Below are 23,596 nucleotides of genomic sequence, written 5' to 3'. Positions count from 1 at the left end.
TGAAACGAGGGGCGATCAATGACGGAAGCAACACAATATATCTACGGAAATTGCCACTGTGGTGCGATACGCTTTCGCATTCGATCGACAGCGTCGCGCAAGGTGATCGATTGCAATTGCTCGATCTGTTTTGCATCGGGCTTCCTACACGTTCCGGTCGAGCACGACGATTTTGAGTTGCTCGAGGGTGGCGAGAAATTGACGCGATACCGCTTCAATACGGGGATTGCGGAGCACACGTTCTGCCGAGTTTGCGGCGTGAAGCCATTCTATCGTCCGCGTTCTCATCCCCGCGATTACAGCGTCAATCTGCGCTGTCTGGATCTTGCAGGGGCCAACGCTTTCGATGTGGTTCCGTTTGACGGGAAGAACTGGGAAGAAAACATCCAGTCCTTTCCGCAATGACTCGGCCGCGATGCGACAACTCCAGGAAATGAAACCCGTCGTCGGCGTGCTGTGCTCGGCGGAGGATATCGAGATACCGGGTTGGGGGTGCCTTTCCCATCAGGCGGTGTTCGACCGATATCTGCAGGCTGCGACGGAGTTTGGCGGGGTACTGCCGCTCCTGATCGGTTCGACGGACGATATTGCATCCGATCGAAGTCTCGACACGCTGCTCGATCGTCTCGACGGAATCATGCTGCCGGGCGGCGCGAGCAACGTCGACGTTGCGTTTTACGGCGGCACGCAACCACACGTCGGATCGCTCGACAGGACACGTGACAGGATGGCGATTCGTGTCGTCCGGGAGGCCATGGCATCGGGGCGCCCGGTGTTCGGGATATGCCGCGGCATGCAAGAGATCAATGTCGCGTTGGGCGGCACCCTTTGCGCGACACTTCACGACGAGCCAGGGAGACGGGATCACCGGGCGAATCGCACTCTGGCTTTCGAGGAGCGCTATCGGGACGTTCATGCGGTCGAGTTGGTGAGCGGCGGCTGGCTTGACGAGGCGATTCGGACAATGTCGCCGGATTGTCGGCGCGCTCATGTGAACTCGTTGCATGGGCAGGGCATTGCCGCCCTGGCGAACGGATTGAGTGTCGATGCATATGCCGACGACGGCACCATCGAGGCGGTGTCGCATATCAGGGCACCGATCTTCGGTGTGCAGTGGCATCCTGAGTGGTATGTGCGGGATAGTGTGTTGAACCGTGCAGTCTGGGCGCGGTTCGGTCGCGAATGTGCAACCTATTTGCGCCGTCGATTCGACGCCCAGTCCTGTCGGGATACGCCGACGGGGGCGGGCAACATTCTCAAAGACAACTTTTCCGAGAATATCCGGGGCCACGGACATCTTTTCTGAGACGAAGGACAGGCAGTCTTCTCAGAAAAGATGTCCAAGTCCTTGAACTGTCTAGGGGGCCAAAGACACCTTTTCTGAGAGCCCACATGTGGGGTCGAGTTTTTCGGCACTCGCTCGCGTTCCTCATCCACTGAGGCCGTCAGACCCTCGAGGCATGAATCAACCGTTCCCGAGTGAGCGCGTCGGGATGAAGCCGATCAAGCCGGGCGCGAACAAGCGACCCGGTGCGCCCGAGAATTGTTGAGATTGTGTGGCGTAGTTTTTTGACTACTGTCAAGGCCTTCGTATAAGAAAAATCGCGGCAAAGATGCCGTATGAATATTCACGCCGGCACGCAAAAAATCATTTAATAACATCGGCTTGCGTATTTGTATGAGTTTTCTGTTGTGAGAAAAGAAATACACAATTTCTATTTCTTCGTGGGGCTCGTTGCTTTCACTGCTCTTACACTCGCGATTCCCCAAACGGGCATCTATCCGGGCATGACCGACAGAACAAGGTCCCCGGGCGGTTGCAGACCGTTTATGAACAAGGTCGCGAGACCTGCCTCTTTTTAGAAGGGAGCACCACGAATGAACAAGACCCTGATCGTTGCAGCAGCTGCGGCATCGTTCGCTACCGTCGCTCACGCGCAAAGCAGCGTGACGCTGTACGGCGTGCTGGACGCAGGCATCACCTACCAAAGCAACGTCCAGACCGCATCGGGCCAAGGCAAGTCGCGCTTCTCGATGGGTTCGGGCATTGACCAGAGCCGTCTCGGCCTGCGTGGCTCGGAAGATCTCGGTGGTGGCCTGAAGGCGATCTTCACGTTGGAAAGCGGCTTCAACATCGGTAACGGCAAGTTCGCGAACGGCAACGGCGGCATGTTCAACCGCCAGGCATTCGTCGGCCTGTCGAGCCAGTACGGCACCGTCACGCTGGGTAAGCAATACGACGCGACGCAAGACTACCTGGCGCCGCTGACGGCAACGGGCTCGTGGGGCGGCACGTACTTCGCGCACCCGCTGAACAATGACCGCCTGAGCACGAACGGCGACGTCGCGCTGAACAACACGATCAAGTACACGAGCGTGAACTATGCCGGCCTGCAATTCGGCGGCACGTACTCGTTCTCGAACAGCACGAACTTTGCGAACAACCGTGCATACAGCGCTGGCGTGTCGTACCAGTTTGAAGGCCTGAAGCTGGGTGCGGCGTACTCGCAAGCGAACAACGCTGGCCTGTCCACGTCGGGCGCGGTGAACCCGTCCGTCGACACGAGCGGCAACGCGTTCGGCATTCAGGGCCGCACGCGTACGTATGGTATTGCCGCGGCCTATGCATTCGGTCCGGCTCAAGTCGGCGCGGCATGGACGCAATCGCGTCTCGACAACCAGACGAACGGCCTGGGTACGCTGCGCGCGGACAACTACGAAGTCAACGCGAAGTACAACCTGACGCCGGCCCTCGGCCTGGGCGCAGCCTATACGTACACGAACGCGAAGCAGAACGGCAACGGCACGCACTGGAATCAGTTCGGCGTGCAAGCTGATTACTTCCTGTCGAAGCGTACGGACGTCTACGCTCAGGCGGTGTACCAGCGTGGTACGAAGGGCGCCGGTTTGGGCGCATCGATCTACAACGGCGACATCAACGCGTTCCCGAGCTCGAAGGTCAGCCAAACCGCCGCAACGGTTGGCCTGCGTCACCGCTTCTAAGCGTGACGGCTGGCTAGTCAGTTCCGAAAAAGCGCCTTCGGGCGCTTTTTTTTGATGTCTGAATTGGATTCTTGAAAATCATCAGTATTGCGAAACGATGGAGAATTGTCGATTTTGGCGGGAATGTGACGGCGGAGTGAGGGAGCATGCTTGAGAGGTTGCGACAGTGCGTTGCCCAATATGGCTGGCAATGTTTGGCGAGCGAGTGGCTGGGTGTCAATTCACGTCATCCGTTCGCTTGCGCTCGTGGGCACGTTTTCGAGCGCGTGGCATTGACCCTGCTCTATCGAAATGGCGGTGCACCGGTCTGCATATCCTGTCAGCAGGAAGATATTCGTGATAGATGGTTGGCGAAATTGGCAGAGCGAGGAGGGACGCTTCTGAATGGTCCATTCATTGGATTATTCGCGCGTTACCAAATTCGTTGCGCAGCGGGGCACGAGTGGAGCGTGGAGGGAAGGAAGATCAGTGAGGGGCGTTGGTGTCCGAGCTGTGCGCATGGTGACGCGACGCGGCGAAGCTGCTGTGCGGATGGTTTGGCCCGGCTTCACGCGAAAGCACAAGAGAGAGACGGGAAATGTCTTTCAGGAAACTATACGATCGAAAGTCGTCTATATCGATTCGAGTGCGCAAAGGGGCATCGTTGGGAGGCGAGGGCAAACGATATCTTCCGGGGAACCTGGTGTGGTCGTTGCGCAAAATTGATCTCCTCCAGGCAGGTTGATCCCAATGGCTTGGCACGTCTGCAGGCGGCCGCCCGGGAAAAGGGAGGCGTTTGTTTGGCAGATGCCTATGTAGGTTCAGCCGAAAAATACCCTTTTCGTTGCGCGGCGGGACACGAATGGGTGGCAATAGCGAGTCAGATTTGGCTCGGACGCTGGTGTCGGCAATGTACGGGCCTCAAATTGCGTCAGACAATTGATGACATGCGAGCGCTTGCGGCCGCCCGTGGTGGACTGTGTTTGTCGACGGAGTATCAAGGGCGGCGGACCAAATTGACTTGGCAATGCCATCGCGGCCACGTCTGGGAGTCTCGGCCGATCAATATCAGTGCGGGAACATGGTGCCCGCAATGTGCGATTACTAACCGCACTCGCCGTAGAGACAATTGAGCGCGATACCGGCCTTAACGCTTCAGGACATGTGTATCCCGGTTGGCAACAGTACAGATCCCGCACAGCCCACCGTTACCGCGAAGTGCGGCCACGTCGACCAAACGGTTCCCTTGCACAATGCTCATCTCCCCCGTGCAAGACACGACATGAATGATGATGCGGTCTGCGCGAACTCGGCGGGCGCGCCGACAGCGAAATTGCACCGTGTGACGTGACAGGCGGAACGCGCATTTCAATTCATCGCATGCGCGTTCGCCAGGCGTCAATGAACGGTTCGGTAAGCGCTTTAGTCGTAGTACGCGTCGTCGTAGCGATGCTTGTTGCGACGCATCCTGCGCATGTTGTCGCGGTCTCGCGCGTCGTCACGCTCCCGCGCGTTGCGGCTGAGGTTGCCCCCCAACGCCGCGCCGCCGCCACCGCCGAGCGCCGCGCCGAGGAGCCCGCCGTTGCGGCCGCCCATCGCATGGCCGGCCGCGGTGCCCGCGCCGCCGCCGAGTGCGCCGCCAATGATTGCGCCGTCGCGCTCGTCGCGGTTCGCCGCGATCGCGCCGCCGGCGCCACCGCCGATGGCGCCACCCACCACCGCGCCGGTGCGGCCGCCCAGTGCGTCGCCGACGGTTGCGCCGGCGACACCGCCCAGCGCACCGCCGAGCGCGTTGTCCCAGTTGTCCGCCGCGGCCGGCAATGAAATCACCGCGGCCGCGGTGACGATGAATGCGGAGGCGATCTTCTTCAACATGCGAATGCTCTTCCTTGTGCTCAATCTGAAGTCCGGTTTCTTGCGTTGCTGCCGATTCGTTTCAACGAGTCATTTCAACGAAAGGCCGGCGAAAGATAGCACTCCCATTCAAACCCGGTTCGCCATTGTCGTAACAGATTGTGTGCGCCCGGAAGGCCCCTTCGGCATCGCTACTTTTTTTATTCCGAATCCATTGTTTCTCCATCAAACCGCACAAAGACGTCCATCGACGCCAGGCTCTCGCGGGACGCCGGCGATTTCACGCACGTCGATTTCGAGATCGCACCGCGCCTTCGAGCAGCACAGCAGCGCGAGGCCGCGGGTGCGCTCGTCATTGGACAGTGCCCAGATTGCACGCCGGAAGCAGATGCGCGATCGGACCGTTGCTTTGCGCTTCACTGCCTCGCCTCAGTTTCAGCCATTCACAGCGGCGAATGTGTGCGTCCACACGCGCAACTGATGCAGGTCGATCTCTCGTTCGCGATAGCGGCGGAGCATGTTCTGAATATCGGGGTCCATTGCGGTCATGCAGCTGATTTTCGACGGGTGTTGTCCGTATGGGACAGCGTTGGAGACGGGTTTCCGATCGTCACGAATACGATGCGTCGCATGTGTGTCAGGAATTGGCTTCCCTGACCTTGCCGCGCTCGGTCGGTGTCACGCCGAGCGCGCTCTGGACGGCCTCGTAGCGCGAGCCGACCTTGAGCTTCTCGAAGATGTTCTTCAGATGCCACTTGATGGTCTCGGGCGCGACCCGCAGCGCCCGCCCGATTTCCTTGTTCGACATGCCGCGGGCAATGTGATTGAGGATCTCGATCTCACGCGCGCTGAGCAGGTTTCGCGCGTCGCGCACGTCGCCGTCGTCCGTCGGTGTGCGACGCGGGTCGAACGCGGCGAGCAGTTGGTCGACGAAGGCCGGTTGAACGGCATCGCGTCCGGGCGCTTCACGCCGCAACTGAGTCAGCAGGCGCAGCATCGGTTCGCCTTCGTCGACGAAACTGCCGATCATGCCGTTCTGCTGCGCATAGCGCAGCGCGTCCGTCAGCGCGGCCGACGCCGCTTCATGCGCGTGTTCCTGCTGGAGCGCCATGGCGTACAGCAGCGACATCCGTGCTTCCAGGTAGGTCATCCCGGCACGGGAGAGCGTGGTCCTCAACTCGCGCAGCCGTTCGGCGGCCCGATCCGGCCTGCCTGTCGCGATGTCGAGGCGTGCCTTGATCTCGCACCAGCTGGCCCACGTCTCGATGAAGCTGCCCATCGGCGTCGGGATCTGCTCGGGCATCAGCACGTCCAGTGCGTCGGCGGTTTCCCTTGCGCGATCGACCCAGCCCTGCTGCAGGCACAGCCGCACGATTTCCGCGTCACACGATGCACGCATGCGCAACCAGTGTCGGGACGCTGCGATTTCGCCGGCCTGCTGCAGGCACAGCAGCGCGGATGCGATGTCGTCGTTTCGTGCGTGGAGCCGCGCCGCGGTGCGGCAGTAGCTCGACAGGGAGCCGAGCGGGCACGCTTCCGCCGTGATGGCCGAGCGATCGTTGATCAGCTGCCGCGCACGGGACACGTCATTCTGCTCGTAGCAGAGTGCCGCCAGGTAGCCCGCCGGAACCGCCGCCGCCGCCGACTGGCGGAACACGTTCGCTTCCGCATGCGCGATCGCCGACTCCATCAGCACCATCGCTTCCGGCAGGCGGCCGCTCACCAGCAGGTTCAGCCCGAACATGCATTCGCGGTAGACGTTGGCGTAGATGAAGTCGTGATCGTCGGCCGGGACGGCGGCTGCGCCGTGCCTGAGGTGCTCGACCTCGTCGAAGCGGCTGTCGTAGATCAGGCCGAAGATGTGCGCCGTTTCCCCGAGCCGCCTGACCCACGCGGACGCGGGCAACGACGAGAGGACGACTTCGCGTCCCAGTTCGAGTGACCGGTAGCTGTCGTCGTCGAAGCCGGAAATCGCCGCATCCACCGCGATCATCTCGATCGGCAGCGCCGCGTCGGGTTCGCCTTCTGTCCGCGAGCGATCGGCGTGATGGCGCGCGAAGTCGGATTGCGCGTGTCGCAGCACCTCGCCGGCTTCCGGCATGCGCATCAGGAACGCGAGCGCCCATGCATTCGCCAGTCGCAAGCGCAGCCGCGACTTCACCAGTTGGCGCGGCAGCTTGCCGATCAGGCTCAGCAGCGTGTTCACGTCACTGCGATCCATCAACGCCGCTGCGCAGTGCTCGACCCAGATCGCGGCCTGCAACGTGTCACCGGCGGCGAGCGCGTGACGCACGGCGTCCGGCCATTGCCGCGCATTCGCGAACCACTGGCCGGCGCGCTGGTGAAGCCGCGGCAATTCATCGGCCAGTTGCCGGGCGGCCCGCCGCCTCAGCGCGTCGGACAGCAATGCGTGATAACGGAACCATTGACGCTCGTCGTCGAGCGCGCGGATGAACAGGTTGTGACGCTCGAGCCAGTCGAGCTTTTCCCAGCTGCGCGCGCCGGCGCCCATGATGGCGTCGCAGAGGTCGGGGCTCAGGTGATCGACGATCGAGGTCCGCAGCAGGAACTGATACACGGGGCGCGGCAGATGTGACAGAACGGCGTCGTCGAGATAGGTGTCGATGCCGAATCGATTGCCGGCGAGATCGCGCGCGACCTTGGCGGCGTCCGTTTCTTCCTTCAGCGACAGCGACGCGAGTTGCAGGCCCGTGATCCATCCTTCGGTTGCGTCAGTCAGCATCTCGACGGCGCCGCGATCGAGCGGCGCGGTGCCGGTGCGTGCGAAGAACGCCTGTGCATCGTCGGCGGAGAAGCGCAGATCCGATTCGTCGATCCGCAGAAGCTGGCCCTGCGTGCGGAACTGGGCCAGCGCCAGCCTCGGCTCGCCGCGCGCGCCGAGCAGGACGTGGAAATTCGCCGGCGCGTAGCGCAACAGGCGCGACACCACCGCACATACCGGGGGCGACGTGAGCCGGTCGAAATCGTCGAGGATCAGAAAGACCGGCTTGCCGCACGCGGCGATCTCGTTGAGCAGCACGGAGATGACCGTCTTGCCGGGCGTCATCGGATCGTGGCGCAGCAGCTTTTCTGCCTGCTGACCGACGCCGCCCGTGCCATGGTTCAACGAAGCAACGAGGTAGGCGCCGAGCTGATCGGGATGGTCGTCGTCATGATCCAGGCTCAGCCACGCGACGAGCTGATGGCGGGTGCGGAGCACTTCGCACCATTCGGACAGCGTCGTCGTCTTGCCGAACCCGGCCGGCGCGATGACCAGCGTGACTGCGTGTTCGGCCGTCGCGGCCAGCTTCTTCGACAGCGTCCGCCGCGCGACTCGGAACCGGGGCGGGCGCGGTGGCGCCATTTTCGTCTGTATCAGCGAGAGATTCCAAAGGGGCTCATCGGATTCGGACGGCAAGTTCATGGGGGGAAAGTCCGGAATGCACCACATCATGTTAATGATAGTCGCCCCCACGACGATGGGGGTTTTCCCACGGTAGGGGGGCGATCGCATGGCTCCCCCCCCGTCGCCAGACTTCTGCCTCCCCTTTGGAGGGGGGCGAATCCCCCCGGCCTGCTCTTAGTCTTGCATTCAGTCCACGTCGGTCCGACGCTGCGATACGGTCATCATCGTTTCGCATGACGTCGTGAACGACGTGCTTCGTCGAATCGCGCTCTACCGGAAATTCATCAAGGAGTCCTGCGTGCATGCCGAATCGCCGGTCGGTCAGACGTCCTCGACCTGTACCTGCCTGCTGCGAACCACATCCGGGGAGCCGACGAGGTTCGCCGCCTGACGCACATGCGCATTCGCGAGCGTTGCCGCGGGTCGACGCGATTCGCGTACGCCATTCCCTCCATGTGCCGGGATCGGCCCGCCGCAGCCACATCGTTGGCCCGCGCGGGTCATCGTGAGCCGTGACGGTTCGATCGCCTCATGGTGAATGCCGGATGGCGTGTGGCGATTGATTGTCACTCGACATTCAATGCCGTCGATGAAGGCGATACGCGTCGTCGACCGCATCGACGCGCGCTCAGTTTCTGCCGGACGCGGCGCGTCCGGATTGGGAAGTCTCCGCTCGGCGCCAGCACCGGCCGTGACGGACAGGTTGTGACGTGTAGCGAAAGCGCCGATCGGCATTCCGCCGTGACGCGGCATTGAAAATAACGATCTGGGTTTGGAGGATAGACATGAAATCGACATGGCGTCAGGGAACGCTCGGCCTGGCCATTGCTGCGTCGCTGGGCGCGACGTCCGGCATGGCGCATGCCCAGAGCAGCGTCACGCTCTACGGGGTGCTCGATGCCGCCGTGCTCTACACGAACAAGTCGCTGAATACGAGGACCGGCGCGAACGACGGCCACAAGTTCGCGATGGTCGACGGTGCCGCGGCGGCATCGCGATTCGGCTTGCGGGGCGTGGAGGATCTGGGCGGCGGGATGAAGGCGACGTTCGTCCTCGAGAGCGGCATCGACATCCCGAGCGGCGCGTTGGGCAATTCAAACGGCAACCTGTTCGGCCGTCAGGCGTGGATCGGGTTGAGCGGTGATTTCGGGGCGGTCAAGGCCGGCCTGCAATACTCGCCGTTCGTGCTGTCGCTGATCGGAACCGACCCGCGCGACGTGGCCTATTTCGGCAGCGGCGCCGTCATCTATGTCGACAGCGTGCTGGTGACGGGGCTGTTCAACCAGAACGCCGTGTCCTACACGAGCCCGGACATCGCCGGCTTCCAGGGTAGCGCGATGTTCGGACTGGGCGGGAAGGCGGGCGATTTCCAGGCGGGGCGGCAGTATTCGGCGAGCCTCAAGTACCAGCGAGGCGGATTCCTCGTCACGGCGGCGCTCTACAACGGCAACGCGGGCGGCACGCCGGGGACGCCGATTCCCAGCACCGTCCCGTTTACCGGCCGGACCATCGGTGCGGCATACAGTGTCGGCAACCTGACCGTCAAGGGTTCCTACGCGCTCTACAAAGTGAGCGGCGGGTTCGACAGCCGCGTGTACGGCGCCGGGGCAAGTTACTTGTTCACGCCCGCGGTCGAAGCCGACGCGGGCGCCTGGCTGACGAGCGACGGCAACGATACCGGCAACCGTTCGGTGCTGACCGCGATCGGGTTGAGGTACTTCCTGTCGAAAGCGACGACGGTGTACGGGCAGGTCGGGGTGGTCCACAACCACGGCCTGATGAATACCGGGCTCGCGATCAACGGCGCGCTGCACGAGGGGCGCGGAACGACCGTCGGGACGGTGGTCGGCCTTCGTCATACGTTCTAGGCGGGAGCCTGCGCCGTCGCGGTGCCGATGGGGTACCCGGCGGCGTGCCGGCAGGGTGCGTAAGGTGTGCCCAGGACGGTTCCAGGGCGGCGATCCGGATACGGTAATCCGTCAGTCGCGCCGCCTCACGCCCCGTCCCGCACCGCCATCGCGAGCGGCATCATCGCCGGCCCGATGGAGGCGAGCAGCCGCTCCTTCGATACGCCGTCGCGGGATTGCACGGAAATGCCGTGCAGCTGCGTCGCATAGAAATCGGCCAGCGCCTTGATGTCGGTGCCCCGCGCGAGCTGCCCCTGCTCGGCCGCGCGCTGCAGGCGTTCGACGATCGACTGCGTGCGTGCGCGCCGATGGGCGGCCAGCCATTCCATGACCCCTTCGTTTTCCGCCGAATAGTTGGTCGCGGCGGACACCACCATGCAGCCATGCGGCTGGCCACGTTTGGTGTAGGCGGCAACGGCGTCGCGCAGCATCCGTTCGACGGCCGCGCGCACATCGGTTTCCTCGCCGAGCGCGCGATCTGCGAAGCCGCCTTCGCCTTGCTCATAGAGCGACACGGCTTCCTGGAACAGCGCTTCCTTGCTGCCGAAGGCGGCATAGATGCGCGCTGACGCGATGCCCATCGCTTCGACCAGGTCGGACATCGACGTGCCTTCGTAGCCGTGTCGCCAGAACGCGAGCATCGCGCGTTTCAGCGCCATGTCGCGGTCAAATTCTCTCGGTCGTCCCGCCATATCCCTTTCGTCCGTCGTCACATCGTGCGCCGATTTTATCGCGCGCCGTGTTGACACGCGCCTTTCCGTTACTCTATTCTTTGTCGATCAACAAACAATAGGAGTTGATCATGCGTACCCTCAGAGGCCCCAGTCTCCATCTCGCCCAGTTCGCCGACGATGCTGCCCCGTTCAACAGCTTGCCGAGCATCGCGCAATGGGCGGCCGGCGTCGGCTTCAAGGCGCTGCAGATTCCCGCATGGGACGGCCGGCTGTTCGACGTGGAGACGGCCGCGGAAAGCCAGGCCTATTGCGATGACATGAAGGGCATGCTGGCCGAACACGGGCTGGAGATCAGCGAACTGACCACACACATCTTCGGGCAACTGGTCGCCGTGCATCCGGCGTACGACGCCATGTGCGACAACTTCGCGCCGGAAGCGGTGCGCGGTAATCCGGCCGCGCGCACTGCGTGGGCGCTGGATCGCCTCAAGCTGGCGGCGCGGGCTTCACGCCGCCTGGGGCTGACCGACATGGGCACTTTTTCGGGTTCGTTCGCGTGGCCCTACCTGTTTCCGTTCCCGCAACGGCCCGCCGGCCTCATCGAGACGGCTTTCGACGAGCTGGCGCGCCGCTGGCGGCCGATTCTCGATGTCTGCGATGAAAATGGCGTCAACCTTTGCTACGAGATCCACCCCAGCGAAGACCTGCATGACGGCGTCAGCTTCGAGCGTTTCCATGCGCTGGTCGGCCAGCACGCGCGCTGCAAGATGCTGTTCGATCCGAGCCATTTCGTGCTGCAGCAGCTGGACTATCTCGCGTACATCGATATCTACCGCGACCACATCCGCATGTTTCATGTGAAGGATGCCGAGTTTCTGCCTTCGGGGCGTCAGGGCATTTACGGCGGCTACAGTTCGTGGCTCGAACGTGCCGGCCGTTTCCGTTCGCTCGGCGACGGTCAGGTCGACTTCAAGGCGATTTTTTCGAAATTTGCTCAGTACGACTACACAGGATGGGCGACGCTCGAGTGGGAATGCTGCCTCAAGGACCAGGAGGACGGCGCGCGCGAAGGGGTTGCGTTCATCAACGACCACATCATCCGGGTGACGGAGCGCATCTTCGACGACTTCGCCGGTGCGGCGGTCGATCAACAGCAGATCCACGACATGCTCGGCATCGCCTGAGCCGGCCCCCACTGCGAGGAACCATCGATATGTCCGCTCAACTTCAGTCGTCGTCGGCCGACGCTCAACGCTTCGATCATCAATACGTGCGCATCGACGGCCAGCGCATTCACTGCGTCACGGCCGGCGCGGGCACCCCGGTCCTGCTGATTCCGGGTTGGCCGCAAACCTGGTATGCCTGGCGTCATGTGATGCAGGCGCTCGCCGCGCGCGGCTTCATGGCCGTCGCGGTCGATCCGCCCGGCACCGGCTATTCCGACCGGCCGGATGCGGGTTACGACACGGGCCGCACGGCGGCCACGTTGCATCGCGTGATGGTGCAGCTTGGCTTCGATGTGTACCAGGTGGCCGGCCACGACGTCGGCATGTGGGTGGCCTACGCGCTGGCGAGCGATCACCCCGAGGCCGTGACGTCGCTGGCGCTCACGGAGGCGGTGATCCCCGGGCTGGCGCCCGCGCCGTCGATTTTCGCTCCGCCGGAAGAGAACATCTTCCTCTGGCATTTCATGTTCAACCAGCTGGCCGATCTGCCCGAGACGCTGATTGCGGGACGTGAACGGGCCTATCTGGAGTTCATGTTCAACCGGTGGTCGTTCCGGCGCGATTGTGTGGCCGTCGATGTGTACATCGACGCCTATTCGGCGCCGGGCGGCTTGCGCGGCGGCTTCGCCTATTACCGCGCGATTCCGGAGACGATCCGGCAGAACCAGGCACGGTCGCAGCGGAAGCTGACAATGCCGGTGCTCGCCATTGGTGCCGAACATGCGACCGGCGATGCACCGCTGGTCACGATGCGTGACAACGCGACGGATCTGCAGGGCGCGGTCGTGCCCGATTGCGGCCACTTCATCATGGAAGAGGCGCCCGACGCGTTCGTCGGCCATCTGCTGCCGTTCCTGGAACGGAGCCGCTGATCATGCCGGTCGATTGCGTCGTGCTGCCCGGATGATCCATGCGTGCATTCATATGGCCGGCGTGACGCCGACAGCCCGTCGGGTGTTCGACGTGGCTGGCGAGCAGATGCGCAGGGCTTTCCAGCGGTGAGCGCATGGACGAAGGGGACGTATGACGTGCGTGGTCGTACGGTCCGGCGTCCGCGCGATTTCGTGGGCGATCGGCGGGATGCTCGGCAACTTCATCGGCAGCGTCGCCGCAGGCTGGACGACGCTCACGCCGGGATGGTTCCTGTTTATGGGAATCGCGCTGACTGGTCTGCTTGCATTCCGCAGGCAGCGGCCGAAATAGCGAGGGCTACCTGCGCCGCTGAACCCGCGCCTTCGCACACTTGAACCACAGCCGCATCGCACCGACGCCGCCCGCGACTGTAATCCGTGGCAACAGGAACCGATCGTCGCGCATATCGGCGCAGCCGCGCCGGGTCGTCGTCGCGTTGCGGTAACCCGCGGCGGCGACCTGGTCGCGCACGCGCGGGTCCAGATCGCCGTACGGGTAGCAGAACGATTCGACCGTCTGGCCGCTCAACGCTTCGAGCCGCTGCTTCGATTCGACGATCTGAACCTCCGACACGTGCGCCGGCACGTGCGACAGCGCGACGTGGTCGAGCGTATGCGAGCCGATTTCATGGCCGTGATCGCGCCAAGCGAGCATGTCCGCGTGCGACATCAGCGGCGAGCGTGCGGTATCGGCGGCCGCATCCCAGTCGTTCTCGCCGCCGAACCGGCCGGCAACGAAGTAGCAGGTCGCGGTGAAGCCGAGCGCATCGAGCACGGGCATCGCATGCGTCAGCACGTTGAGAAAGCCATCGTCGAACGTGATGCCGAAGACCTTCCCGCTGCGCTCGCCCCGCAGGTACGGCTGCAGTTCGCGCACGCTCAGGCCGCGGTAGCCGAGCCGCCTGAACAGCGTCATCTGGCGGCGGAACGCATCGGGCGCGACGCTCAGGCTGCGCAGCCGGTCGGGCGGTGGCGGCGGCGTGCGGACCTGGTGATACATCAGGATCGGGTAGCGCGTGGCGGGCAGCAGCATGAGCGGGTCGCGGGAACGGGGAATTACGCGGCCTTGCGGAAAATCCGCAGGGTCTTGAAGTCGCCGATTTCGACGAAATCGGCATTCGCCGCCCATTGCTCGATGATCGGCTCGGCCTTCCGGTACGCCGACGAGCCCTTGTAGAACAACAGGTGGCCGTCGCGCGCGGTGTGTCGTGCGAACAGGTCGAGCACTTCGGCGTCGGTCTTCGCGCCGTAGCGGCTGTTCGACTCGTCGCGGAATTCGCACAGATGGAACAGCGTGACGACGTCGAACGCCGGCAGCAGGTCCGAATTGCTCGTATAGATGTCGCCGAAATAGGCCAGATAGGTCTTGCTTACCTCCGGTTGCCGCGTGACGAGATCGACGTACGACTTGTATTCCTTCGGCGACGCCGTCACGCCAAAGACCGTGTTGTTCAGGTGCGGCCGCGCGCATTCCACGCCGACATGGTGATGGCCGCCGGTGCCGAAGTGATAGATGCGGATGCCGTTGAGGCGCGCGGTTTCCAGCCATTCGACGAAGTGCACGTCACACGGGCACTCCTGCGTGCGCAGGTCCCAGTACTTCTTCCAGATATTCATTGCCATTAAACGGACCTCATGGATGTCACCCGACGATACGGGTTGTGGCGAATCGATTTCTGATAGACGGACAGCGTCGCGTCGATGAATCGTTCGAACGAGAATTCACGCTTGCCCTTCAGCCGCGCGCTGCGCCCCATCGCGCGCACGCAATCGGGCTCGCGCACGATCGCGCGCAGGATGGCCTCGATCGCTTCGGGCTCGCGCGGCGGGACGACCCAGCCGTCCACGCCCGGCTCGACGTTTTCGGGCAGCCCGCCCACGCGGGTCACGATCGCGGGGCAGCCGAGCGACATCGCTTCGCGGCACGCATACGACAGGCTCTCGTGGTACGACAGCACGAACGACACGTCGATGATCGAGAACGGAGTCCGCACGTCGTCGAGCCGGCCGGTGAAAGCCGTGCGCGCGGCCATGCGGTGCAGCGCGATCTGTTCGCGTTGCTCGGCGGTCGGCTCCGCGCCGACCAGCAGCACGCGAAACCGCTCGCGCTCGTGTTCGGGCAGGCGGCCCAGCGCCGCGATCAGGTCCATCCAGCCTTTCTCCGGCGCGGTGCCGGCGCTGCTGCCCAGCACGATCGCGTCCGCGGCGGACGGCCCGAACAGCGCGATCTTGCGGCGACGGATTTCGTCGCTGGCCAGTCGTTCGGCGGCCTGCCGGCGCACGCCGTGCTTGACGACCGTGACGTTCCCGTACGGCGACCGGAGCGCGAGCATGCCCGCGACGTAGTCGCTGACCGCGATGGTGTGGTCGGTGGCGAGGCGTGCGCGCAGCACGTTGCCGAAGCTGTCGGCGCGGTAGGTGTTGTGCTTGGTGAGCACGACGGCGGGCCGATACCGGCAGCCGAGCAGCGCGAGCATTACCTGCCGGTGATCGGCGGAGCCGTTCACATGGATGACGTCGAAGCGCTCGGCGACGATCCGCTGGCGCAGCCGGAGGATTTCCTGGCACAGCCGGTTCCAGCGCGGTTTGAATTCCATGTCGAAGATGGCCACGTCGGGACTGTCCTTCAACAGTCGCGACAGGCGGCTGCCTTCCGGTGACGCGACGGTCACGCGATGACGCCGGCTCATCGCGGCGGCGAGATCACGGACGTAGGTGTCCTGGCCGCCGCCGTAGTCGCCGTGGAAGTTGGTATACAGTATGTTCATCACGATGCCGCCTTTCCCCGATCATTCATTGGGCAGGACTGCTGAGAAAATGAGCGTGTCCGCCTGTTGAAAGCAATGACTCGAACCTGGTCCCGCGTTGTCGATGCGGGATCGCGCATCGACGCCCGGGCGGGGCGTCACCGCGAATCGTTTCCAAATATTACAGAAGCATTACGTACCGTAGTGTCGAGGTCTGCGCATCTTTGTGAACATGTGTCGCGATCGTTCACCGTGTCGTCACGCGGTGCGATGCCGCCGCGGAGGCGGAGAGTCCGGCGATAGGGTTCCTGTCGCCGGTGCATGGAGCGTGGCGAGCCCGGCGCGACCGGTGATGCGGCCCGATTACCCTCGTCGGCGGGGGCAGGAAGCGGGCTGGATCGCGACAAAACCCGACTTTTCGACGGCATCCGGACGCAGATCAACCCCCTCGACTTTCAGATTCGAAAGCCGGGCGGCCATTTGCGTTAGAATGCCCCCCCTTGTCCGCCATGGCGACTGCCAATGGCGGACTCGTCGCACCCAGAGAGACGTGGGTTTCGATTCGTAGCCGGGCGCGGAAGATGTGCCAGCCGTTAGCAACATACGCTTTGTGATTTGGATTACTAATGAAGAAGAAGCACAACATCACCAAGTACATCGTTGTCGCGATGATTCTTGGAATCGCAGTGGGTTACGCCTGTCATAGCGCGTTTCCCGACCCGAACATGGCGAAGGAGGTCGCCGGCTACGTGTCGTTGCTGTCCGACATATTCCTGCGCCTGATCAAGATGATCATCGCGCCGCTGGTATTCGCGACGCTGACCGTCGGCATTGCGCAGATGGGCGACGGCAGTGCCGTGGGCCGCGTCGGCGTCAAGGCGTTCGGCTGGTTTTTCATCGCGTCGTTCACGTCGTTGCTGCTCGGCCTGCTGACCGCCACGATCCTGCAACCGGGCAGCCATCTGAGCCTGCCGCTGCCGGCGTCCGATGCGTCCCTCGGGCTGAAGACGGGCGCCTTCACGCTGAAGGACTTCGTGGTCCATCTGGTGCCGAAGTCGATCGCGGAAGCGATGGCGAACAACGAAATCCTGCAGATCGTCGTGTTCTCGATCTTCTTCGGCACCGCGCTGTCGGCGCTCGGCGAGTCGGGCAAGCGCCTGACCGGCGTGATCGACGATCTCGCGCAGGTGATGCTGAAGGTGACGGGCGCGGTGATGTGGTTCGCGCCGGTCGCGGTGTTCGCGGCGCTGGCGTCGACGATCACCACCCAGGGGCTCGGCATCCTGCTCACGTTCGCGAAGTTCATGGCGAGCTTCTATCTGGCACTGGCGCTGCTGTGGGGCGTGCTGACGCTCGCCGGCGTGACGTTCCTCGGCAAGCGTGCGTTCACGCTGATCCGGCTGATCCGCGAGCCGTTCCTGCTGTCGTTCGCGACGGCGAGCTCCGAGGCCGCGTATCCGAAGCTGCTGGACGCGCTCGACCGTTTCGGCGTGAACCGCAAGATCTCGAGCTTCGTGCTGCCGATCGGCTATTCGTTCAACCTCGACGGCTCGATGATGTACTGCACGTTCGCGGTGCTGTTCATCGCGCAGGTGTACGGCATTCATCTGCCGCTGGGCACGCAGATCACGATGCTGCTGATGCTGATGGTCACGTCGAAGGGGATGGCGGGCGTGCCGCGCGCGTCGCTGGTCGTGATCGCGGCGACGCTCAACCAGTTCAACCTGCCCGAAGCCGGGTTGCTGCTGATCATGGGCGTCGACATGTTCCTCGACATGGGGCGCTCGGCCACCAACGCGGTCGGCAACTCGATCGCGGCGGCCGTGGTCGCGAAGTGGGAAGGGCAGCTCGACGACCCGCGTGACGACAACGATCCGGGCAATGGACGCGCGATGCAGGTGAAGGCGCCGGAGACCTCGGCATCGGCATGATGTGCAGCAGTGCGGCAGCGCAGCGATAGGGGTGCGCTGGCTGCTTCCCGGTAGTGGATAATCGCCGGCCTGGATTCGAAACGGATTCAGGCCGGCGATTTGTTTTTGGGACGACGATTCCGTCTTGAACGCGGTCGTTTTCCTCGATTCCCTGATTGATACCTGGCGCTCGCCATTTCAATCCGTCGTCGTTGAACACACGGCGATATTCCCCCAAGGTACGCGAAAGCCTGATTTTCCCGATCCCGGATTCGACGTGTAAGTGACCATTCACTGTCGCGCAGTCGCGCTCGCCATAAGCATGCTTGGGTGTCACGGGCAATGCCATTGGAGCCGAACTCGTGAAAAGCGCAATGACGCGAGCGATTCGCAATTTTTTTCGATTTATATAACGCTATTCTCGCGCTGCGCATTATCGAACGCATGCTGCACGTAATACCGACTGCGCCGGATGATTCAGGGGAAGAATTTACGCATTACGGTTTTCAAGCCATCCGGCCGGCCCTTCATGTGAATGTTCGCACCATTCAGGAGAGCATCCGTCATGGTCGCCAGACAACGGTTTCAGGCTGCGCTTCTCGCCGCAGCGATCGCCGCGATTACTCCCGCCGTTTACGCAGGCAACACCACCGACTGGCTGGCGAATACGTACGGCACGCTCGCGGCCCACGTCGGCAACGTCGCGCGCGCGATGTGGGTCGCGCCCGAAGGCGTGATCTATACGGCGTCGATGTGGGACGAGGACGAGGGCGGCGTCGCGATCTACCAGAACGGCAAGAGCATCGGCTCGATCGGCACGCACTCGGAGTTCCAGGGCAGCGCGATCACCGGTAACGCGACGTCGCTGTTCGTCGCGCTGCAGCCCGGCAAGACATACGGCAGCGGCGCGGTGGGGCGCTACAACCGCGCGACGAAGTATCGCGACCTTGTCATCCAGGTCAGCGCGGCGACCAACCAGCCGCGCATCGACGTCGTCACCGGGCTCGCGACGGCCGGCTCGCTGCTCTACGCGAGCGACTTCTACGGCAATCGCGTGCGCGTATTCACCACCGACGGCGTGTGGCAGCGGGACATCAGCGTATCGGCGCCGGGTGCGCTCGCGGTGGATGGCGCGGGCAACGTGTGGGTCGCGCAGAAGAGCGCGGGCGCGATCGCCGGCTTCAGCCCGGCCGGTGCGCTGCTGAACACGATCCGGATGCCGGCCGGGTCGCAGCCGTCGGCGCTGGTTTTCGATGCGGCGGCCGGCCAGTTGCTGGTGGGCGACGAAGGCCCCGACCAGAACATCAAGCGCTATACGGTGTCGGGCCGGCCCGCGCTGGCCGGCACGTTCGGCGTGCGCGGCGGCTATCTCGACACGACGACGGGCATCAAGGGGCAGGTCGGTGCGCAGCGCTTCACGCGCATCGTCGGGCTCGGCAAGGACACCGGCGGCAATCTCTACGTGCTCAACAATCCATGGGGCGGCAGCTGGGATCTCGGCCGCAACGGCGCGACCGACATTCACGCGTACAGCAGCACCGGCAGCCTGCGGTGGACGCTGCAGTCGCTGAACTTCGAAGGGATCGCCGCGCCGGACCCGGTCACGGACGGCGCGCTGTTCTACGGCGGCACGCATGTGTATAGCGGCGGCGCGGGCGGCACGTTCGTCGCGAACACGGTCGATCCGTTCACGTATCCGGCCGATCCGCGCATCAACCTGAGCGACACGCAGCGCGACGAGCATTTCGGGCTGCTCACGTCGGTGGGCGCGAACCGGATTCTCGTCGCTGCGGGCCAGAACCCGCCGGTCTTCTACTTCTTCCACTTCAACGCGGCGAACGGCTATATCGCGATCCCGGACGGCTCGATTCCGGGCCCCGCGTTCAACACCACGCGGCGCGTGACGAGCGGCTTCAGCATCGACAGCAAGGGCGGTGTGTGGGCCGGCCTCGACAAGACCGGCGCGATTACCCACTACCCGCTGACCGGTTTCGACGCGAGCGGCAAGCCGTCGTGGGGGCCGGGCGTCGCGACCCGCGTGCCCGACAGCATCCAGCCGCTCACGCGCATCGTCTATCTCGCGGACAGCGACACGATGGTGCTCGCGCAGGGCGCCATCGGGAGCAACGACTGGACGTCGATCGGTACGCGCATCGAGGTGTATCACGGCTGGAGCGCGGGCAACACGACGAAGCCCGACCCGGTGATCACGCTGCCGCACAGCGGCGCGAAATCGATCGACGCGGTGGGCAACCATCTGTTCGTCGGCTACTGGTTCAGCAGCAGCGGGCCGCTGTGGCCGAACGTCGACGCGTTCAATCTCACCACCGGCAAGCTCGATACCACACTGGTCAACGCAAGCCCCGCGACCGTCGATACCAGCAGCGCGATCGATGCGATGTACAGCATCCGCGCATACCGCCGATCGAACGGCGAGTACGTGGTGATGAAGAACAACGTGAAAGGGAACAGCATCACCGTGTATCGCTGGACGCCCTGACTTTGATGAGGCATGCGCGGCCACCTCGACCTCGGTCGGCGGCCGGGCTCGCGACGCCATGATGTGATTCATCGCGGTTTCGCGGGATTTCCATGCCGCTTCCACAGAATTTCCACATCACGCGTTCGTAATGGCCGGCGTGCGCAACGCGCGCCTCACCGCCCGCCGGGCGGCTGTCCCTAACCACACGACGCGGAAAATCGCTTCCGGGCACAATGGCAGCGGTATCGGCAGGCACTGCGCGTGCCACGACGATGAACCGAATCGACTGACGGGTTGCGCCGGCGCATTGCTGCCCCGGTGCATGTGCGCGGCAACCCCTGCCGCGTTTTTTGAGCCGAAGTGACGAAAAGATGAAGACGAAAACCACCCCGAACCGCCTGTTGCTGATCGCCGTGCTGGCCGGCGCGCTGAGCGGGACTGCCCACGCAGAGACGGCGCCGGCCGTCGCGACCGTCGCGACGGTCAACGGTACGCCGATCACGCAGGCCGACGTCGATACGTTGCTGCGCGCGTCCGGGCAACCGGACTCGCCGCAGATCCGCCAGGCGATCAAGAATCAGCTGATCACGCGCGTGCTGGTTCAGCAGGCCGCCGAGAAGGCGAACTATGCCGACAAGCCCGAGGTCAAGGCGGCGGTGCAGCAGGCGAAAACGAATGCCGAAGTGCAGCTGTATCTGCGCGACAACGTGAAGCCCGAGCCGGTGACCGAAGAACAGGTCAAGGCGCGCTACGACGAACTCGTGGCCGCGCTCGGCAAGAACGAGTACAAGCCGCGCCTGATCATCGTCCAGGACCCGGTGACGGCCGCGACGGTGCTCAGCGAGCTGAAGGCGGGCAAGTCGTTCGAAGGGCTGGCGCGTCAGTACAGCATGGCGCCGAGCCGCGACACCGGCGGCGAGCTGCCGTGGGTGAGCTTCCACACGCCGGCGACGGAAGGCAAGACGTCCGGCTTGCCGTTGCCGGTCGCGCAGGCGCTCGAGAAACTGAAGGTCGGCGCCGTGACGAACGATTCGATTCCGGTCGACGGCGTGCGGGCGATCGTGAAGCTGGATGCGAAGCGGCCGACGCAGGTGCCGGGCTTCGCGACCGCGAAGCCGGGGCTTCAGCAGCAACTGCAGGCGGCTGCCGTGGAGAAGGCGAGTGCGCAGATGATCGGCAACCTGCTGAAGGACGCGAAGATCACGCAGTGATGCAGTCACGCGGCGGCGTCGAAACGCCGGACGTCACGCGCGCCAGATCATGCTCGCGCTCGTGTCGGATTCCGACTCGCTGTGGAAGCCGAGCCGTTCGTAGAGCCGCCGCGCCGGGTTGCCGTGCAGCACGCTGAGTGACACCGGCACGTGCGCGCGTGCGGCGTCGTTCAGGAGTGCGCTCAGCACGGCTTCGCCGATGCCCCGACCCTGGTGCGCCGGGAGGATCTGGATCTGGTGCACGTGCCACTCGTCGGTGGCGCATGTCACCTTCAGCAAGCCGATGGCTTCATCGCCTTCGCAGACGATCATCGCATCGTCGAAATGCGCGCGGATGCGCCGGTCGTGCGCGTCGTCGTCGGACGGCATGCCAGCGCGTTGCAGGTGCTCCGTCATCGTGAGCTTGCGAAGCGTCAGCAGGAACGGCAGGTCGGCGGCAGACGCCGGGCGCAGGCGGATTGCGTGTGTCATCGGGCGGACTCGTTCGTTCGGGAAGGCGGGATCGTCGACGGGAAGGTCGCCCCCCCGCAGCGCATCATTCCCGATGACGGGCCGCAGGTCAAAGGGCGCCGTGCCGAATCCCGCACGCCTCCGTGGCCGATCATGCGGCACGCCGGCCGGACACCTTCTGCGCATCCGCGAGATTGGCGATCAGCGTGTCGACCACGACGCGTTTCAGGCTCGCGAGCGCGGAAGGCGCATCGCCTCCACCCGCATGGAGGCACACGTCCACTGACGGCAGCGGCGGCAACCCGTCGCGCTCGCCAAGCTGCCGCAGTGCTGGCGGCACACCCACCATCGTTCTCGCCGTAATGCCCAATCCGCCCGCGACGCCGGCCCACAGGCTTTGCAGGCTGCCGGTCGTGTAAGCGAGTCGCCACGGGATCCCGGCCTTGTCGAGCGCATCGGTGCCGGCCTTGCGGAACAGGCATGGTGGCTTGTACAGCGCGAGATCCAGCGGCGTGCCCGCGCGCGGACGCACGTCGATGCCTTGCGGCCCGATCCACGCCATCGGCAGCGTGACCAGATGTTCGGCGTCGGCACGATGCCCGCGGCCCATCGCGAGCACGACGTCGAGTTCGCCGCCGTCGAGCCGGTCGAGCAGCACGCCGTTGCCGTCGACGACGATGTCGACGCGCACGCCCGGGTGCGTGCGCTTGAACTGGCCGAGCGCGACGGGCAGCCACGATTCGGCGAAGTCGCCCGGTAGCCCGAAACGCACGGCCCCTTCGATCGCCGCGCCGCGGATCGCGCCGACCGCCTCGTCGTTCAGTTCGAGAATCCGGCGCGCATAGGACAGCATCAGTTCGCCGGCCTCGGTCGGCACGAGGCCGCGCCCCTGGCGGCGAAACAGCGGCTGGCCGATCTGCGTTTCGAGCTTGCGCATCTGCTGGCTAACCGCCGACTGCGAGCGGCCGATCCGGTCGGCGGCGCGGTTGAGGCTGCCGAGCCGATCCGCGGCGATCAGCGTGCGCAGCGCATCCATGTCGAGATTCGGGAGCGTCATGATTCGGTTTTTCTTATAAATCGATTTCGAATTATCGTATTTATTGCATATTCCCGTCGCTACCATCAAGTGAACCGGTCGTTCCGGTTCACGGGGATGCGCGCCGTACGCGGCTGCGGATGCCCGTGAGGTTGCTTCCCTTCTTTCTCACGAGGACAGTGAATGAACATCCGCTCGATATTCCGCCAAGGCTTTCCCGGCATGCTGCTGGCCGTTTCGATGATTCCCGGCGACGCATCGGCCGCGCCGTTGCTCGCGGGGACATGGACGCTGGTCGCGGCGGACGTACAGCATCCCGACGGCACGGTTGGCCGCGACTATGGCGCCGATCCGAAGGGGCTGCTGCTGATCGACGTGCACGGGAATTACTCGCTGCAGATCTTCAAGTCGGAGCGCCCGCGCTTCGCGTCGAACGACAAGGCGACCGGCACGCCGGACGAATTCCGTGACGCCGTGCTCGGCTCGAGCACCCACTACGGCACGCTGACCGTCGATCCCGCGAAAGACAAGCTTGCGTTTCACATCGTCAATTCGTCGTACCCGAACTGGATCGGGCAAACGCAGACGCGAAGCTATCAATTGAAGGACAGCGAGCTGAGCTACCGCGTGCCGCCGCGTGCGAACGGCGACATACCGATCTCGGTGTGGCGGCGAGTGGATTGAGGTCGGTGGGCGGCCGACGCGGGTGGCATGCGGGCGCGATCGCAGCCGGCCAGCCCGCATTGACCGATTGCCGGCGCAGGCCGGAGCCGATCGCCGTGCTGGCCGGCGCGCGCCCG

Annotated in this window: 21 protein-coding genes; 11 read left to right on the top strand and 10 right to left on the bottom strand. The window is 64.1% G+C overall.

Annotation, left to right across the window (positions count from 1 at the left end; genetic code table 11):
* Positions 1 to 18 precede the first annotated feature (18 nt).
* The 3 genes from CFB45_RS29990 to CFB45_RS29980 all read left to right on the top strand — a co-directional run bounded on the left by CFB45_RS29990 (position 19) and on the right by CFB45_RS29980 (position 3,003).
* On the top strand, positions 19 to 405 hold the full coding sequence (locus CFB45_RS29990) for a GFA family protein (protein WP_089428663.1): 387 nt from the start codon (positions 19 to 21) through the stop codon (positions 403 to 405).
* A gap of 10 nt (positions 406 to 415) precedes the next feature.
* On the top strand, positions 416 to 1,306 hold the full coding sequence (locus CFB45_RS29985) for a gamma-glutamyl-gamma-aminobutyrate hydrolase family protein (RefSeq protein WP_059791126.1): 891 nt from the start codon (positions 416 to 418) through the stop codon (positions 1,304 to 1,306).
* A 572-nt stretch (positions 1,307 to 1,878) separates the two neighbouring features.
* Positions 1,879 to 3,003 (top strand): porin, encoded by a 1,125-nt coding sequence (locus CFB45_RS29980; RefSeq protein WP_089428662.1) that lies wholly within the window; start codon positions 1,879 to 1,881, stop codon positions 3,001 to 3,003.
* Between the two features lie 1,401 nt (positions 3,004 to 4,404).
* Here the strand turns inward: CFB45_RS29980 and CFB45_RS29970 are convergent.
* The 4 genes from CFB45_RS29970 to CFB45_RS38670 form a co-directional block, all read right to left on the bottom strand.
* Positions 4,405 to 4,857 (bottom strand): glycine zipper domain-containing protein, encoded by a 453-nt coding sequence (locus CFB45_RS29970; RefSeq protein WP_089428660.1) that lies wholly within the window; start codon positions 4,855 to 4,857, stop codon positions 4,405 to 4,407.
* A gap of 204 nt (positions 4,858 to 5,061) precedes the next feature.
* Positions 5,062 to 5,256: a hypothetical protein gene (locus CFB45_RS29965; protein WP_089428659.1), complete on the bottom strand. Its 195-nt coding sequence runs from the start codon at positions 5,254 to 5,256 to the stop codon at positions 5,062 to 5,064.
* A 217-nt stretch (positions 5,257 to 5,473) separates the two neighbouring features.
* The gene (locus CFB45_RS29960) at positions 5,474 to 8,200 is read right to left on the bottom strand and encodes a LuxR C-terminal-related transcriptional regulator (RefSeq protein WP_144025243.1); all 2,727 of its coding nucleotides are present in this window, start codon (positions 8,198 to 8,200) and stop codon (positions 5,474 to 5,476) included.
* A gap of 363 nt (positions 8,201 to 8,563) precedes the next feature.
* Entirely contained in the window at positions 8,564 to 8,995 is a 432-nt protein-coding gene (locus CFB45_RS38670; protein ID WP_144025242.1) for a hypothetical protein, read from the bottom strand.
* A 32-nt stretch (positions 8,996 to 9,027) separates the two neighbouring features.
* On the opposite strand from CFB45_RS38670, the gene CFB45_RS29955 reads away from it, so the two are divergent.
* Complete coding sequence (locus CFB45_RS29955) at positions 9,028 to 10,110, top strand: porin (protein WP_089428657.1); 1,083 nt, start codon at positions 9,028 to 9,030, stop codon at positions 10,108 to 10,110.
* A 125-nt stretch (positions 10,111 to 10,235) separates the two neighbouring features.
* Here CFB45_RS29955 and CFB45_RS29950 read toward each other — a convergent pair whose 3' ends face one another.
* Entirely contained in the window at positions 10,236 to 10,841 is a 606-nt protein-coding gene (locus tag CFB45_RS29950; RefSeq protein ID WP_089428656.1) for a TetR/AcrR family transcriptional regulator, read from the bottom strand.
* A 110-nt stretch (positions 10,842 to 10,951) separates the two neighbouring features.
* Between CFB45_RS29950 and CFB45_RS29945 the strand changes: the two genes are divergently transcribed.
* The 3 genes from CFB45_RS29945 (at position 10,952) to CFB45_RS39650 (ending at position 13,252) form a co-directional block, all read left to right on the top strand.
* Complete coding sequence (locus tag CFB45_RS29945) at positions 10,952 to 12,007, top strand: sugar phosphate isomerase/epimerase family protein (RefSeq protein ID WP_089428655.1); 1,056 nt, start codon at positions 10,952 to 10,954, stop codon at positions 12,005 to 12,007.
* Between the two features lie 29 nt (positions 12,008 to 12,036).
* Positions 12,037 to 12,921 carry an alpha/beta fold hydrolase gene (locus CFB45_RS29940; RefSeq protein ID WP_089428654.1) on the top strand — a complete coding sequence of 295 codons (885 nt, stop codon included), beginning with the start codon at positions 12,037 to 12,039 and terminating at the stop codon, positions 12,919 to 12,921.
* Positions 12,922 to 13,129: 208 nt separating this feature from the next.
* Positions 13,130 to 13,252 carry a hypothetical protein gene (locus tag CFB45_RS39650; protein ID WP_256976831.1) on the top strand — a complete coding sequence of 41 codons (123 nt, stop codon included), beginning with the start codon at positions 13,130 to 13,132 and terminating at the stop codon, positions 13,250 to 13,252.
* Positions 13,253 to 13,258: 6 nt separating this feature from the next.
* Here the strand turns inward: CFB45_RS39650 and CFB45_RS29930 are convergent, their stop codons facing one another.
* Genes CFB45_RS29930 through CFB45_RS29920 form a run of 3 tightly spaced genes read right to left on the bottom strand, consistent with a single transcriptional unit; the run spans position 13,259 to position 15,728 of the window.
* Positions 13,259 to 13,993, bottom strand: a complete 735-nt coding sequence (locus tag CFB45_RS29930) for a polysaccharide deacetylase family protein (protein WP_089428652.1) — start codon at positions 13,991 to 13,993, stop codon at positions 13,259 to 13,261.
* Positions 13,994 to 14,016: 23 nt separating this feature from the next.
* A complete protein-coding gene (locus CFB45_RS29925; RefSeq protein WP_226207417.1) occupies positions 14,017 to 14,583 on the bottom strand; it encodes a hypothetical protein in 567 nt (188 codons plus the stop codon).
* Positions 14,583 to 15,728 (bottom strand): glycosyltransferase family 4 protein, encoded by a 1,146-nt coding sequence (locus tag CFB45_RS29920; protein WP_089428651.1) that lies wholly within the window; start codon positions 15,726 to 15,728, stop codon positions 14,583 to 14,585. The genes CFB45_RS29925 and CFB45_RS29920 overlap by 1 nt, the downstream gene beginning before the upstream one ends.
* A gap of 605 nt (positions 15,729 to 16,333) precedes the next feature.
* Between CFB45_RS29920 and CFB45_RS29915 the strand changes: the two genes are divergently transcribed.
* The 3 genes from CFB45_RS29915 to CFB45_RS29905 all read left to right on the top strand — a co-directional run bounded on the left by CFB45_RS29915 (position 16,334) and on the right by CFB45_RS29905 (position 21,310).
* A complete protein-coding gene (locus tag CFB45_RS29915) occupies positions 16,334 to 17,638 on the top strand; it encodes a dicarboxylate/amino acid:cation symporter (RefSeq protein ID WP_089428650.1) in 1,305 nt (434 codons plus the stop codon).
* Positions 17,639 to 18,182: 544 nt separating this feature from the next.
* Positions 18,183 to 20,117 (top strand): SMP-30/gluconolactonase/LRE family protein, encoded by a 1,935-nt coding sequence (locus CFB45_RS29910; protein ID WP_089428649.1) that lies wholly within the window; start codon positions 18,183 to 18,185, stop codon positions 20,115 to 20,117.
* A gap of 353 nt (positions 20,118 to 20,470) precedes the next feature.
* Complete coding sequence (locus CFB45_RS29905) at positions 20,471 to 21,310, top strand: peptidylprolyl isomerase (RefSeq protein WP_089428648.1); 840 nt, start codon at positions 20,471 to 20,473, stop codon at positions 21,308 to 21,310.
* A 33-nt stretch (positions 21,311 to 21,343) separates the two neighbouring features.
* Here CFB45_RS29905 and CFB45_RS29900 read toward each other — a convergent pair whose 3' ends face one another.
* Positions 21,344 to 21,781, bottom strand: coding sequence for a GNAT family N-acetyltransferase (locus tag CFB45_RS29900; RefSeq protein WP_089428647.1), 438 nt, complete (start codon positions 21,779 to 21,781; stop codon positions 21,344 to 21,346).
* Between the two features lie 130 nt (positions 21,782 to 21,911).
* Positions 21,912 to 22,817: a LysR substrate-binding domain-containing protein gene (locus CFB45_RS29895; protein ID WP_089428646.1), complete on the bottom strand. Its 906-nt coding sequence runs from the start codon at positions 22,815 to 22,817 to the stop codon at positions 21,912 to 21,914.
* 162 nt (positions 22,818 to 22,979) lie between these two features.
* Between CFB45_RS29895 and CFB45_RS29890 the strand changes: the two genes are divergently transcribed.
* Complete coding sequence (locus tag CFB45_RS29890) at positions 22,980 to 23,480, top strand: lipocalin-like domain-containing protein (RefSeq protein ID WP_089428645.1); 501 nt, start codon at positions 22,980 to 22,982, stop codon at positions 23,478 to 23,480.
* Positions 23,481 to 23,596: the final 116 nt, after the last annotated feature.

It is taken from the genome of Burkholderia sp. HI2500, assembly GCF_002223055.1.
Classification (GTDB): Bacteria; Pseudomonadota; Gammaproteobacteria; order Burkholderiales; family Burkholderiaceae; genus Burkholderia.
The sequence above is the reverse complement of the archived record's forward strand: the minus strand, read 5'-3'. Positions and strand labels throughout refer to the sequence as shown.

Coding starts and splice junctions, on each gene's coding strand:
- CFB45_RS29990 (WP_089428663.1), top strand. CDS start 19: ATGACGGAAGCAACACAATATATCTACGGAAATTGCCACTGTGGTGCG.
- CFB45_RS29985 (WP_059791126.1), top strand. CDS start 416: ATGCGACAACTCCAGGAAATGAAACCCGTCGTCGGCGTGCTGTGCTCG.
- CFB45_RS29980 (WP_089428662.1), top strand. CDS start 1,879: ATGAACAAGACCCTGATCGTTGCAGCAGCTGCGGCATCGTTCGCTACC.
- CFB45_RS29970 (WP_089428660.1), bottom strand. CDS start 4,857: ATGTTGAAGAAGATCGCCTCCGCATTCATCGTCACCGCGGCCGCGGTG.
- CFB45_RS29960 (WP_144025243.1), bottom strand. CDS start 8,200: ATGGCGCCACCGCGCCCGCCCCGGTTCCGAGTCGCGCGGCGGACGCTG.
- CFB45_RS38670 (WP_144025242.1), bottom strand. CDS start 8,995: ATGCCGCGTCACGGCGGAATGCCGATCGGCGCTTTCGCTACACGTCAC.
- CFB45_RS29955 (WP_089428657.1), top strand. CDS start 9,028: ATGAAATCGACATGGCGTCAGGGAACGCTCGGCCTGGCCATTGCTGCG.
- CFB45_RS29950 (WP_089428656.1), bottom strand. CDS start 10,841: ATGGCGGGACGACCGAGAGAATTTGACCGCGACATGGCGCTGAAACGC.
- CFB45_RS29945 (WP_089428655.1), top strand. CDS start 10,952: ATGCGTACCCTCAGAGGCCCCAGTCTCCATCTCGCCCAGTTCGCCGAC.
- CFB45_RS29940 (WP_089428654.1), top strand. CDS start 12,037: ATGTCCGCTCAACTTCAGTCGTCGTCGGCCGACGCTCAACGCTTCGAT.
- CFB45_RS39650 (WP_256976831.1), top strand. CDS start 13,130: ATGCTCGGCAACTTCATCGGCAGCGTCGCCGCAGGCTGGACGACGCTC.
- CFB45_RS29930 (WP_089428652.1), bottom strand. CDS start 13,993: ATGCTGCTGCCCGCCACGCGCTACCCGATCCTGATGTATCACCAGGTC.
- CFB45_RS29925 (WP_226207417.1), bottom strand. CDS start 14,583: ATGGCAATGAATATCTGGAAGAAGTACTGGGACCTGCGCACGCAGGAG.
- CFB45_RS29920 (WP_089428651.1), bottom strand. CDS start 15,728: ATGAACATACTGTATACCAACTTCCACGGCGACTACGGCGGCGGCCAG.
- CFB45_RS29915 (WP_089428650.1), top strand. CDS start 16,334: ATGAAGAAGAAGCACAACATCACCAAGTACATCGTTGTCGCGATGATT.
- CFB45_RS29910 (WP_089428649.1), top strand. CDS start 18,183: ATGGTCGCCAGACAACGGTTTCAGGCTGCGCTTCTCGCCGCAGCGATC.
- CFB45_RS29905 (WP_089428648.1), top strand. CDS start 20,471: ATGAAGACGAAAACCACCCCGAACCGCCTGTTGCTGATCGCCGTGCTG.
- CFB45_RS29900 (WP_089428647.1), bottom strand. CDS start 21,781: ATGACACACGCAATCCGCCTGCGCCCGGCGTCTGCCGCCGACCTGCCG.
- CFB45_RS29895 (WP_089428646.1), bottom strand. CDS start 22,817: ATGACGCTCCCGAATCTCGACATGGATGCGCTGCGCACGCTGATCGCC.
- CFB45_RS29890 (WP_089428645.1), top strand. CDS start 22,980: ATGAACATCCGCTCGATATTCCGCCAAGGCTTTCCCGGCATGCTGCTG.